The 12,493-nt window shown below is 48.3% G+C and carries 11 protein-coding genes; 4 read left to right on the forward strand and 7 right to left on the reverse strand.

What is annotated here, in order from left to right; genetic code table 11:
* Nucleotides 1-5 precede the first annotated feature (5 nt).
* Both zirT and zirU read right to left on the reverse strand, forming a co-directional pair.
* Nucleotides 6-1,988, reverse strand: a complete 1,983-nt coding sequence (gene zirT / locus J1G48_RS11950; RefSeq protein ID WP_000232034.1) for a two-partner secretion translocator ZirT — start codon at nt 1,986-1,988, stop codon at nt 6-8.
* Nucleotides 1,989-2,062: 74 nt separating this feature from the next.
* Entirely contained in the window at nt 2,063-2,908 is an 846-nt protein-coding gene (gene zirU, locus J1G48_RS11955; RefSeq protein ID WP_000273691.1) for a two-partner-like secretion system exoprotein ZirU, read from the reverse strand.
* A 293-nt stretch (nt 2,909-3,201) separates the two neighbouring features.
* Between zirU and J1G48_RS11960 the strand changes: the two genes are divergently transcribed.
* Both J1G48_RS11960 and J1G48_RS11965 read left to right on the forward strand, forming a co-directional pair.
* On the forward strand, nt 3,202-4,059 hold the full coding sequence (locus J1G48_RS11960; protein ID WP_012543356.1) for a GyrI-like domain-containing protein: 858 nt from the start codon (nt 3,202-3,204) through the stop codon (nt 4,057-4,059).
* 391 nt (nt 4,060-4,450) lie between these two features.
* Complete coding sequence (locus J1G48_RS11965) at nt 4,451-5,560, forward strand: hypothetical protein (protein WP_000275516.1); 1,110 nt, start codon at nt 4,451-4,453, stop codon at nt 5,558-5,560.
* Between the two features lie 213 nt (nt 5,561-5,773).
* On the opposite strand, the gene J1G48_RS11970 is transcribed toward J1G48_RS11965, so the two are convergent.
* Together J1G48_RS11970 and J1G48_RS11975 are read right to left on the reverse strand one after the other, a co-directional pair.
* Nucleotides 5,774-6,010 (reverse strand): YgdI/YgdR family lipoprotein, encoded by a 237-nt coding sequence (locus tag J1G48_RS11970; RefSeq protein ID WP_001168014.1) that lies wholly within the window; start codon nt 6,008-6,010, stop codon nt 5,774-5,776.
* Between the two features lie 128 nt (nt 6,011-6,138).
* Nucleotides 6,139-6,729, reverse strand: coding sequence for a TetR/AcrR family transcriptional regulator (locus J1G48_RS11975; protein ID WP_000208474.1), 591 nt, complete (start codon nt 6,727-6,729; stop codon nt 6,139-6,141).
* Nucleotides 6,730-6,806: 77 nt separating this feature from the next.
* Between J1G48_RS11975 and bdcA the strand changes: the two genes are divergently transcribed.
* Complete coding sequence (gene bdcA, locus J1G48_RS11980) at nt 6,807-7,520, forward strand: SDR family oxidoreductase (protein ID WP_000979084.1); 714 nt, start codon at nt 6,807-6,809, stop codon at nt 7,518-7,520.
* A gap of 90 nt (nt 7,521-7,610) precedes the next feature.
* Here bdcA and J1G48_RS11985 read toward each other — a convergent pair whose 3' ends face one another.
* Together J1G48_RS11985 and J1G48_RS11990 are read right to left on the reverse strand one after the other, a co-directional pair.
* Nucleotides 7,611-8,480: an aldo/keto reductase gene (locus tag J1G48_RS11985; protein WP_000456781.1), complete on the reverse strand. Its 870-nt coding sequence runs from the start codon at nt 8,478-8,480 to the stop codon at nt 7,611-7,613.
* 275 nt (nt 8,481-8,755) lie between these two features.
* A complete protein-coding gene (locus J1G48_RS11990) occupies nt 8,756-9,661 on the reverse strand; it encodes a LysR family transcriptional regulator (protein WP_000359195.1) in 906 nt (301 codons plus the stop codon).
* 118 nt (nt 9,662-9,779) lie between these two features.
* On the opposite strand from J1G48_RS11990, the gene J1G48_RS11995 reads away from it, so the two are divergent.
* On the forward strand, nt 9,780-10,709 hold the full coding sequence (locus tag J1G48_RS11995) for an aromatic alcohol reductase (RefSeq protein WP_000814354.1): 930 nt from the start codon (nt 9,780-9,782) through the stop codon (nt 10,707-10,709).
* Nucleotides 10,710-10,805: 96 nt separating this feature from the next.
* Here the strand turns inward: J1G48_RS11995 and J1G48_RS12000 are convergent, their stop codons facing one another.
* Nucleotides 10,806-12,419 (reverse strand): peptide ABC transporter substrate-binding protein, encoded by a 1,614-nt coding sequence (locus J1G48_RS12000; RefSeq protein WP_001216563.1) that lies wholly within the window; start codon nt 12,417-12,419, stop codon nt 10,806-10,808.
* Between the last annotated feature and the right edge of the window lie 74 nt (nt 12,420-12,493).

The raw sequence follows: 12,493 nt of genomic DNA on the forward strand, positions 1-12,493 counted from the left end.
AAACATTAATTCGCATCAGATGCTGCGGTAGAACTCTTGGCATTTTCTTTATCAGAAATAATTCTGACGCGGATATATTTATTCTGTAGCGATTCCCCATTAAGGCTATAAGGGATAAGCCAGGTGGCCTTTGTCGCCCCCGGTACGGATTGCCAGGATTTCATTTCATCCGAGATTTCCCACTGATAATTAAACGCATCAGTACAGTCCGTGTTATTTACACAAAGCGTTCTGGCTCGCATTTCTGTTCCGACGACTGGCGCAGTAACGCTTCCGTTGGCTTCTTCAGTACCCGGCGTAAAAAGCACCTCCACAGAAGTGACCTTCTGCGCAATGCTGTCTGGCTGCGCTTGCAGCAGTACGGTCCCCTTCACCGGATGTTTATCGTCTGGTCCGCTTGCTTCAATATGTAATTTGAGCGAGCGGGTATCATCGCCGATATGGGTCACCAGAACCCGTTCAACCCAATGGCCGTCACGCTCTGTGCCACCGAGCGCTTTAAATGCCAGACCCGGCATATCTGATTGATACTTAATATGACGTGGTTTGAGCGACGCCCACTCCTCTTCAGAGCGCTCGCGCACGTAGTGCCACTCAATAACCTTCCCCTCTTCGCCGGCAGGAAGCGGCGTACTGATAACAAAGTTGCCGTCCTCAACCTGAACATCGTCATTGATAACATTTATCCATGAACGGAAACTGGTCTCATCCTGTGTCACCCTTACCGGGATACGCTCGGAGGTCACGCGAGTACCCCGGCTGTCAGTCACCGTTAAATAAAGGCTATACTCCTGACCGTCGGTCACCGTCAGCGGAAGTTGTGGAAGGATAAGGCCGCTGCCCAAACTCCCCTGAAGCTGGAGTCCGGCGAGAAGTTCCGCATCACCCGACCACTCAACCTTCTCAATCGGGTAACGGCTATCTACCGTCGCCATTAATGTCACCAGCGTCCCGGACAGGCCTGAAACCGGCATTGCCGTAATGCGGATTTTACTGGCCTGCTCCCGATACGCCATGACGATATCGTAATTACGATCGACAAAGGCACGCCGATTAGTCGTATTTGACGGCGCACCAACGTTGCGGTAATCAAGCTGTTCATGTAACGGCGTACCGAAGGAATAGTTGACTCTCAGACCGCCCTCTGCCTGCGAGCCGCCGTTACCGGCGTCCCGATATCCTGCTCTGACCTCAAGCAAGGGGACAGGATTCCAGACCAGATCCGCACCTGCGGCGCGGGGATTCCGGCTTAATGTACCGTTACCCAATAGATCAACTTTATCCCCGTAATACTGTTCATATGTGAGCTCGCCACTGAACCAGGGAAAATCGGGAAGCGTGCCTTTTGTTCGCAGATCAAAGCCATATGCCGGACGCTCATCATGTAATTCATGCGCTGCTGACGTTTTCCAGCCGGTGAGAGGGAAATAATAGTTGCCGGAAAAGGCCAGACTGTCTTTATAAACTTCCCCGCCAATGCCGCCACGTAAGTGGGAATAACGGATGTCGGCATCCAGAAACGTATTGACGCCGAGCAGCCATCCATTGACCTCCTGGCGGTAACCCATACCAACGTTAACATAGGTGCGGCCATCGAAACTGCTGTTGTCGTGGTCGCGAAAGCCAAGCTGACCAAAGAGTAAAGACGATGTTGTTTCCTGGACGGGAATAAACATATCGAACTCTGATGAGCGATATTTCGCGCCATCTTCAAGATTGACGCCACCACGGAAAATAATCTCCGGAAAAGCGCTCTTTATCCCCTCGTTCACCAGATGATTAGCGGCCTGCCCTGGTAACGCCTTTATTTTTCCTTTGGCATAATCCTCCAGCGTCCCCTCCTGCAGATGCGGAGAAATAGACGATGCCGTCCCCGCAATCCACGACTGAATTTCATTATCGCTATCAGCAATGACCGGCAGTGGAATCTGACTGGTAACAATGGCCCAGGTTATATATTTAGTAATGGGTTTTTTAGAAAAAACCACTTTATTGTCTCCTGCTATATCCCCCTGCCTGGCAGAGGGAGTATTTAAATAAGATGTTTATTTGGCGATAACCATCAGCGACGGATAGCGCGTTTATTCTCCGGCGTGGCTTTCGTCGTTTTAGGCGTAACGTGGACACGGAACAGTTTATTCTGCTCAGTTCCCTTAATAATATATTTATGCTTTTCAGCGTTGGTATTATTCAGATCGGTGAACTTATCTGGTGTCCCGGCATCCGCCATCTGCCAGGTAAAGTTATAATTACTGACCTCACACTCAGCCGCCGCTGTGGCGGCACATTCCAGTACCGCTTCAAGGGTGCCGCCTACCACTGGAGTGTTGGCGTCATTGGTACCGTTGAGTTCATCAGTCGGTTTACCACTTTCATTCACCACATTGATAGTGACAGAACGTAGCTTATTAGAAATTGTACCGTCTGCGGCGGAGTCGCCGCTCACCCCAGAAGATGCAGAAGTTAATAAGACAGTGGCAGGCAAGAATGCACTATCCGGCGTCCCCGTTGCCGTCTTAATCCGGTAAACGATTTTAATTTTTTTACCGCCTGCATCAGCAGGAATGGTAAAAGCCGTCCCGGTTGCCGCCGGGGTTCCAGAAGGATCGGCGGCCTCATTATCCACCAGATACCATTTAATATCGTCGGCATTATTCATTTTATCCAGCGATAAGGGATCCCCATCCTCATCCCTAATAAAAACATCCGCTATCTGGAGGGTTGAACCGGTCGTCAGTTCCCCAGACACTTCTATTTTTTTTGCATTAGTAGTTGCCACAGGACGGTGACCAACAGAAGCAGGTGTAGCAGAAGAAGCCATATCATTGGCTCTGGTATTCGCCACCGTCTCTACTGAGACCACGGATGCACAAATTGCTAACGCTAATAAAGATCTTTTGAAGTACAAAACAATTCCCTTTTATTAAATCATTAGAAATAATTATGAGATTTATAATCTCACGAGCTAAAAATTCAGGGTTATTCAATCATTTTAACCGCCTGTGAAATTATGCCCTTCGCCATGCCAATTACTTAGCTTTACTGGCAAAAGCCGATCTCCAAGTGTAAAGTTTATTCAGAAACGTCAAGCAATTTAAATCTTTCTTGTTTTGCCAGAAAAGCTAACAACCCCCCACCAGTTTAATAACACAGTATGTCAAACACCTTAAATTTTTATATTTTCGGCTTCAATAGAGAGGAATGATGATGAAAAAAGCCATAATAATCTCAGTATTAGAGCAAATAGAAAAAAATCTTGAAGAGAGGATTGATATTGAAAAGCTGGTTGTTATAACAGGTTATTCGCGAAGGAGTTTGCAGGATTTTTTTAAAGAAAAGTGTGGCGTCTCAATCGGAAAATATATCAGACAACGCAAGTTGAGCAGAAGCGCCACTCTGCTAAAGCTGACCTCTCAGTCGGTCACAGATATCGCGTTCAGAATGGGGTTTGATTCAGTGCAGTCCTATAGTCGAGAGTTCAAAAAAACATTTGGCGTCAATCCCAATAACTATCGCAAGGCTGATTTCTGGGATCTCAGAAACCTACGGCCTCCCTACTGGCTTGACTGTGATGAGCATTATCAGTTCGAAATTTGTCAGCTTACGTCAAAAGAAATTTTCGGATTTCAAACGTCTCATCAGATCGCAACAAATGACCTTCCTAAAAAAGCGTCGCCTATAAAATGGAAAATCATTCATGAGACGCTCAGAACGTGGGGCGAAAATGTGTATTGTCTCTCGTCTTTTAAGCCGGATAATACCAAAGACCAGGTCATCGCCGTAAGCAGTTTTTTTGGTATGGAACATAATTCCGTCGATGGAGGCAAAATACCCATGTCGAGGGTAATAAAATGTGGTAAATATGCAAAATTCCATTTCGTTGGTCATAAAGAACAATATCAACAATTTTCCAATACAATATATATGTGTATATTGCCAAAACTGAATCTTATCAGGAGAGAAGGAGAAGATATTGAATACTTCCATTTGGCATCCGTCCAAAAGCAACAGAGTAATGAATCCATTGTCGATCTTTATTATTACATCCCTGTACTGTAATGACTTCGTACCATCCACGCATTTCATCTGAAAAGCCTTCTCTTTTCAGAGCGGTAATAAAACCCTCAGTATTGATTCTGATAAAATAAGTGACTATTAATATAGTTAACGTTTTGAAAGAATTGAAAAAAAATAACTTGCGTGCACGCGACACCGGGGACAGATTTCTGACAGTACTGTACGGTGTAGTGATCAGGTAATATTGGCTACAGTTTACGGTAAAAGCAAAGTCCATACTTTAACTATTAATGGGAGTATGCTGGCCGGGCGGCTTGCGGGGCCTTCATGCTCCCACATCTATAATGTTGGTATGATTACATTCTCTCTATACTTTACTGTGCTAACCTTTTATCTCGTTGAGATAACGTTTAATTAAAATGCTCTCTTTTTGATGTACATTATAAGAGGAGACATTATTCATATTTTCGAAATCAGGGCAGACGATATGTATACAACCATCAGAAACACAACGCTAGCAATGGTAGCGTGTTTTTCGTATATCGCACATGCCAGTACCCACCCTCCTCTTATTATCACCAGGGGAGCCGGAGGAGACGCCTCCGGAGCCACAGTCATTCATGATAATTGGCGGCATGGCACTCCTGACCTGGTCAATCTTACCGATATCCCCATAGATAAAATCAGACCAGAAAAATACCGTTGCGTACTGATTATTGGGCAAGGAGCTATAAAAGAGATGCTTCTTGCGAACAATGCCTCAGCAATACTTTCCGGAAAAACTGTTGGTCTTTACACTCATCTGATCGATCAGAACACGCTCAGATTACTTCGGCAATTGCAGAACAAAGTGAGATTCAATCTCTTTTTTACCCGCTCACAGATAACTCTACTAAAACTAAGGAACATTTCAGAATATAATTTTTTGAGTTCTAAAGTAAATAATGTCTGGGGACAAGACTCACTAGCAATTGAAACAGTGGCACCTGACAGGGGTAATATACCGGAAAAAACGCTTCCCCTCAAAACAACAGATTATGTGATCTGGCTGGGTGGAAACTATACTACCTCCTCTGGTACGCAGCGTATCTTCACAAACGATCAGATTGTTGTAGCCCTGAAACCACTACATAATGTTATTTCATCAAATGCATCGATTGCTATTATGCTTTCACCACGTTTTTTTGATAATAGCATGAGTAAAGAAGCAAAAGTTAAACGACTGAAGGCAGTGCTTAACACCTTTTCGCGAAACAGGGTCACATTTTATATGAGTAAGGAGATGCTTGCTAATCTGAAAGAATTTGATTTGCCTGTTCAACTATCCCCTCCTTACGCAGAGCTGATGCGAATGCCCTGGGCCAGCGCTACCCAGCATTTTGCCTCTGTGGATCAATATAACCTCTTTGCTGATCTCATACCTAAAGTCACGCCGTTTCTTCTTGAACCGAATGATGCCGATCAAGCTCTCTATGCGACGGATTATCTTAATACCCGGCGTGTAAGTCTGACCCAAAATATTCTTAACCACGGTTGTGACTAAATAAAACGCGCAGAATCCGGGATAGTTAGCAATCCAAAACAGACCGTTAGCCATGAGTACTGTTTATCTTCACTATACAGGGAACAACCAAATAACTGACAACACAAATCAAGCCGATACCCGGAATTCGGCTATACAGGCGCTCTATTCAATTCAGGCCCAGAAACCGTCCGGTACCCATACTGGACACGGCCTCCCAACTGCTTTAGCGCATTACCAGTCCAGCTTCGATGCGCCTTCTGTTGTCTGCACTATTTCACTGGTTTTAATAACGCGATGATAACCATAAACATCAGCGTATTTCGTCATTCCGGTTGCGGAGTCAACCTCCGGCTTACCCTGCGTTTCAATAATCTCTCCCGTCCGGGTCGTCATGGTATAGGTCGTTGTACATCCGGCTAGCATCAACACTGATAAGCTAAGTACCGTAATAAGACTACACTTTTGCATTTCTTGTTTCCCTGACACCTCTATTTTTGATGTACTTTACCGAATACCGCAACGGCAAGATGGATGATTAGGGCTATTGCTCCCTGTTTGTCCGTATCTGACTGGCTCAGGTTTTTTGATGCGCTGCGTTAATCCGGCAGTAATCGCTCCAGCACATCCCCAGCCAGAAGCACGCTCTCCTGAAGACGCTCCAGGCTATACCCCGCTCGCGCCTTGGCGGAAAGCCCCGCCATTAGCGTCCCCATAAAGTCCGTCGTCCGGTCAGCCTCTTGCGGATACCGCATGGCGACATAAGTGCGAATCAGGTTTTCAGCAGCGATGTAAAACTCGCAGGCGGCCTCTCGTGCCGGTTTATCGTTACAATGAGCGCCCTCCAGAACCAGACATCCAGTGGCATCAGGATCGGCAGCGTAACGTCTTGCCGCTTCCATCAGCACATCGATAAGGCACTTCGCGGTCGGGCGATCGTGACGCAGAAGCGCCCCGAGCGGAATCGCGTCGGTCATCCTGTAACGCTTTAATACGCGAGTATACAGCCCCAGCTTGCTGCCAAACGCCGCATAGAAACTGGGAGGATTGATCCCGAACGCTTTTGTCAGATCCGCTACGCTCACCGCGTCGTATCCGCGCGAATGAAATAAGTGTTGAGCGGTTTCAATGGCTTGCTCCGGATCGAACTGGCGAGGGCGACCCGGCGTTCGGCTATGTTTTGTAGTCATTACTACATAACTCCTTGACGGCATGATTTCATTACGCATATTGTAGTGGCTACTACAATATCATAAAGGACATCCTGATGATGCTATTTCGCAACAAATCTGTACTGGTTTTAGGGGGAAGTCGTGGTATCGGCGCGGCTATTGTACGACGCTTTAGCGCTGACGGCGCATCGGTCGTTTTCAGCTACGCCGGATCGCGTGAAGCCGCCGAAAAACTGGCAGCGGAAACCGGAAGCACCGCCATCCAGACGGATAGCGCCGATCGGGATGCCGTCATCAGCCTCGTGCGTGAGTACGGACCACTGGATATTCTGGTCGTCAATGCGGGCGTGGCTCTCTTCGGCGATGCGCTGGAACAAGATAGCGATGCGATAGATCGTTTGTTCCGTATTAATATCCATGCGCCTTACCATGCGTCAGTCGAAGCAGCCCGCAACATGCCGGAAGGTGGACGCATTATTATTATCGGTTCCGTGAATGGCGATCGGATGCCCGTACCGGGAATGGCCGCGTACGCCGCCAGTAAATCAGCCCTGCAAGGGCTGGCGCGCGGCCTGGCCCGTGATTTTGGCCCCCGCGGGATTACGATAAATGTGGTGCAGCCAGGCCCCATTGATACCGACATCAATCCGGAAGATGGCCCCATGAAAGAGCTGATGCACAGTTTCATGGCAATCAAACGACACGGAAGACCTGAAGAAGTGGCTGGAATGGTGGCATGGCTTGCCGGCCCGGAAGCCTCTTTCGTCACCGGCGCGATGCACACCATCGATGGTGCCTTCGGCGCCTGACGGCCAGGCGAATATCACACGGTTGCCGTCTACGCTCCGGCAACCGTGTTAGAAGCTGTTCATGCGAGAAAACATCCGCAAGCGCCGGGATCAATCGTAGATTTTAACGCCAAGACAACCGCGAACAAATTCAGGATTAAAATGCTTCACCGCTTCGCCAACGTAGCCTAAATCAAGGGCGTTGATTTGAGCCATTTCATTATCCGTTAGTGAGAAATCCCAGATGGCAAAGTTCTCTTCAATGCGTTCCTGTCGAGTGGATTTAGGAATAACCGTGACACCACGCTGCACGTTCCAACGCAGGACAACCTGCGCGATGGTTTTTTGATGGGCATCGGCAATCCTTTGAAGCATGACATTTTCATACGGTTTATGTCTCCCGCCGCCTAACGGCGCCCACGCTTCAGGCTGAACGTTATAATGCTTCATGGTTTCCAGCGCGGCGGGTTGTGCAAAGTATGGATGCAATTCGACCTGGTTTACCATTGGCGTAATTCTGACGGTTTCACAGAAGTTGGCTAACACATGCGCATAGAAGTTGGACACGCCAATGGCTTTTAGTTTACCGGCTTCATAAGCGTCTTCCAGCGCGCGCCACGCACTAAAATAATCGCCCATTGCCTGATGCAATAAATAGAGATCAAAATAATCTAACCCGGATTTTTTCAGCGACGCTTCAATACCTGCTTTGGCCAGATCGTAGTTAGCCATATCTTGCACCCACAGTTTAGAAGTAATAAATAACTCCTCACGGGTACACAGACCTGTCGCGATAGCTTTACGAACAGCGTCACCAACGGCATCTTCATTGCCGTATACCGCAGCGGTATCGATAAGACGATAACCGCTGCGAATAGCGCTTAACACTGACTGCTGACATTCTTCTTTGTCGGTTACCTTAAAAACGCCAAAACCCACCATAGGCATTTTAAGGTTGTTACTTAATATTGAATATTCCACGCTAAAGCACCCTTTCGTCGTAAAGACGCCATGATAAGAGCAAAATACAGGTACAATGAGTATTGTTAAATCCGATTATATTTATACAAAAAGTTCATTAATAACAGTTGTACAGATTTTTTATTGCATCCAAACGTTCCGTGCTTGCTATATCCTCGCCGTGTAGCACCTGTTTGATAATGCCTTTTACTTATGCGTCAAAAACCAGTACCGTCATTTTGACCGTCTGTGAAAAAGTTTTCTGAACAGGCAATGCGATATCCGGAATAATATTTTTAGCGAAGAGGCTCCGGCTGGTTCAGCGCCGTTTTGCACCAGTCATAAAAAGCGCGTACCGCAGGCGGCAGAAACCTGTTTTGCGGATAGACCAGCGCAAGCGGCAAATCATAAAAATGGTTGTCCATGCAGGTCACCAGCGCCCCGCTGTGCAGATACGGCGCAACCAGATAGCTGGCGACGCGAATTAACCCCAGCCCCTGTATTCCGGCCTGAATATAAGCGTCCGTATCATCGACAACCAGCGTCTCCTGCACCCGCATCGCGTAATCCTCCCCCTCACGCGTAAAAAACCAGTCGGTGGTACGCCCGGTGCGGTGGTTCAGGTAGCCGACCGCATGGTGTTTTTGCAGATCATCTAAATTTTCAGGGCTACCGTAACGCTCAATGTAAGTGGGCGATGCTGCTATCACCCAGTTAAAGCTGGCAAGTGGACGGGCAACCAGCGTGGTGGAATCATCGATTCTGCCGGCCCGAATCACGCAGTCATACCCTTGAAGGATAATATCCTCCACGCTATCGCTGGAACAAAGTATCAGCTCCAGCTCCGGATACTGGCACAAAAAGGCCGGGAGCGTAGGAATAATGCAATGCCGGGCGAGAGATTGCGGCATCCCCACTTTAAAACGCCCTTTGGGTTGTGCCGCCCGGCCGGGAAATGACGACTCCATGGCCGCGATATCTGCCAGCACTCTTTTGCACTCTTCGTAGTAACGCCGCCCCTCTGCGGTCACGCTAAGTTTGCGGGTTGTACGTTGCAAAAGTTGAATCTTAAGCCAGGATTCCAGTTCTTTAACCACTCGCGATACCGTTGAGCGCGGCACGCCAAGCACTTCGGCGGCTCTGATAAAACTATGGGTATCCACTACGCAAACATAGACCTGCATCGCTTCCAGCTTGTCCATTTTCCCCCCGCCAATTATCCCATTTATCAGAACAGTCTAACCCGTCTTCGGCGTCTTATCGAACGCAGATCCCTGACGTAATCTCTATCTACAGGTGAATCAACACAGAGAGGTGCAAATGAAACAATCCAATAATCAGGTGGGTGAAAAAGTATTGGTGCTGGGCGCGGGACAACTGGGGGCGTCAGTGCTGGCGTCGTTGGTTCCGGCGGTCACACAGCGTAATGGTTCCGTTTGCGTTATTGTGTCAGGGCGATCCAGGGATAAACAGAGCAAACGACGTTCCAGCATTCATCAACAACTGGCGGATGCCGGTGCGCGGTTTATCCCGGTCGACATCGCAGGCAGTTCGGTTGCAGCGTTAAAAGATCAATTCCACGGTTTTGATACGATCATCAATTGTATGGGGTTTGTCGCCGGTGCGGGTACCCAGATAAAAATCACCCGCGCGGTACTGGAGGCGGGCGTTAAGCGCTATTTCCCCTGGCAGTTTGGCGTGAATTACGATGTGGTCGGCAAAGGTAGTGGCCAGCCGGTGTGGGACGAACAGTATGACGTCAGGACGCTTTTGCGCGAGCAAAACGTCACGGAGTGGGTGATTGTTTCAACCGGTATATTTACCTCTTTTCTCTTCGAACCGGCCTTTGGTGTGGTCAACTTAGCCCAAAAAACCATCAATGCCCTCGGCGGATGGGAAATGCAGGTCACCGTCACGTCGCCTACGGATATTGGTCGCCTGACCACTGAAATTTATCTGCATCAGCCGCGTATCACTAACGAAGTCGTCTTTGTCGCGGGGGAAACGACCTCTTATGCAAAACTGGCGGAAACGGTCGAACGCGTGACGCAGCAAACTTTTACCCGAGGCGTATTGACGCTACCTGACTTACAGGAGCAGCTCCGTTTACATCCGCATGACCCAATGCTGCGCTATCGCGTCGCCTTCGCGCGTGGTGACGGTATGTGGTGGCCGATGAGTGACACCTGGAATGCACAACATCATCTGCCGACACAGGATATTGCCGCCTGGCTGAAAACACAGCAATGAGAACGGCGGCATCAGGCGCTCGCTTAATCCCCATGCCTTCTGCCAGCATCAGGCGGCGGGCTTGGCTACCTTGAGTTAACAAGAAACCAGTACGCATCAGTGCTTCACGATATACATTGTACGGCTATAGGCCACATCTTCCGGGTTAGTAATGGGGTATCCCTTTACCCACGGTTTAATTAACCGGCCATTGGTATACTGATAAATAGGCGCTATAGGCGCTTGTTCCGTTAAAATTTTCTCCGCTGCATTGTAATCCGCGTTACGCGCTTCGGCGGTATTTTCCATCGTCGCTTGCGTCAGGATTTTGTCATAAGTCGGATTAGTAAAGCGTGAAATATTCCCCGTATGCGTGGACGTTAATAAGGATAAGAAAGTCGACGGTTCGTTGTAATCACCCACCCAGGAGGCGCGAATAACATCAAAATTACCTGTATTCCGGCTGTCGATATACGTTTTCCACTCCTGGTTTTGCAATTTCACATCCACCCCCAGATTTTTCTTCCACATTGACGCCACCGCAATCGCGATTTTCTGATGGTTTTCTGAGGTATTGTAAAGCAGAGTTAATTTAAGCGGCTTCTGCGATCCGTAGCCTGCTGCACGCAGCAATGTTTTCGCCTGGGCGTTAAGTTCTTCCTGGCTCATTTGTTCAAACGGTGAAGGATCGGGCTTAAATCCTGCCGTGACATCCGGTGTAAAATGCCAGGCCGGTTTTTCACCGGTACCTAAGACTTTTTCCGCCATCAAACGGCGATCAATGGTCATACTTAGCGCCAGACGAACGCGGGAATCCGCCGTCGGCCCTTTCTGCGTATTAAACGCATAATAATAAGTCCCTAATTGCGGCGGCGTATAAACTTGCCCTGGAATATCCTTCAATAATTTCTGGTACATATTTTTAGGGAAAGATTCGGTGATATCAATATCACCGGCAAGGTAACGTTTCGTCGCAGCCGATTCTTGGTTAATGGGTAAAAATGTTACTTTTTGCAGTACCGTTTTCGCGTTATCCCAGTAATGCGTATTAGGCACGACCACCAGTTTTTCATTTACCACGCGCTCTTTAAGCACATACGCGCCATTGCCAATCAGTTTTCCCGGCTTCATCCAGTCTTTGCCGCTTTCGACATTCGCTTTTTGGACCGGATAAAAGGCAAAACTGGCGGTCAGACTGGCAAACCAGGGCAACGGCTTGTCAAGCTGAACACGCAAAGTGTGCGCGTCCACGGCACTGACGCCAAGCTGATCCGGCGTGACTTTACCGTCGATAATGGCTTGCGCATTAGTGATGCCAGCCAGCGCGGCAAACCAGGCGAAGGGGGAAAGCGTTTTGGGATCAACGAGACGTTGCCAGCTATAGACAAAATCCTGGGCGGTCACCGGCGTTCCATCGGCCCATTGCGCATTATCCCGCAACGTAAACGTCCAGATACGATTATCATTGCTCTTCCACTGGCTGGCGACGCCAGGGATAATTTCACCCTTTTCGTTCTGGTTAACCAGCCCTTCAAACAGATCGCGGATCACCTGAATTTCAGGCAGCCCAACGGCTTTCGCTGGATCTAACGAAGCGGGCTCATCTTTGATATGACGCACCAGTTCTTGTTTTTCTGCCAGTACCGTTCCGCCGGGAACATCCGCAGCATATGCCAGGGAAAAGCTGCTAACCAACAGCGCACAACAGGTTACTGAAACAGAATGTCTCATAGAAGTTCCTCAAAGATGAGTTAAATGACAACGTAATTATTTGTTTCAGCAAAAAGAAATGCAATTATCTTCCG

Source organism: Salmonella sp. SAL-020 (genome assembly GCF_017372215.1).
GTDB lineage: Bacteria > Pseudomonadota > Gammaproteobacteria > Enterobacterales > Enterobacteriaceae > Salmonella > Salmonella enterica.

Coding starts and splice junctions, on each gene's coding strand:
- J1G48_RS11960 (WP_012543356.1), top strand. CDS start 3,202: ATGATGATGAAAAAAGCCATAATAATCTCAGTATTAGAGCAAATAGAA.
- J1G48_RS11965 (WP_000275516.1), top strand. CDS start 4,451: ATGTACATTATAAGAGGAGACATTATTCATATTTTCGAAATCAGGGCA.
- J1G48_RS11970 (WP_001168014.1), bottom strand. CDS start 6,010: ATGCAAAAGTGTAGTCTTATTACGGTACTTAGCTTATCAGTGTTGATG.
- J1G48_RS11975 (WP_000208474.1), bottom strand. CDS start 6,729: ATGACTACAAAACATAGCCGAACGCCGGGTCGCCCTCGCCAGTTCGAT.
- bdcA (WP_000979084.1), top strand. CDS start 6,807: ATGATGCTATTTCGCAACAAATCTGTACTGGTTTTAGGGGGAAGTCGT.
- J1G48_RS11990 (WP_000359195.1), bottom strand. CDS start 9,661: ATGGACAAGCTGGAAGCGATGCAGGTCTATGTTTGCGTAGTGGATACC.
- J1G48_RS11995 (WP_000814354.1), top strand. CDS start 9,780: ATGAAACAATCCAATAATCAGGTGGGTGAAAAAGTATTGGTGCTGGGC.
- J1G48_RS12000 (WP_001216563.1), bottom strand. CDS start 12,419: ATGAGACATTCTGTTTCAGTAACCTGTTGTGCGCTGTTGGTTAGCAGC.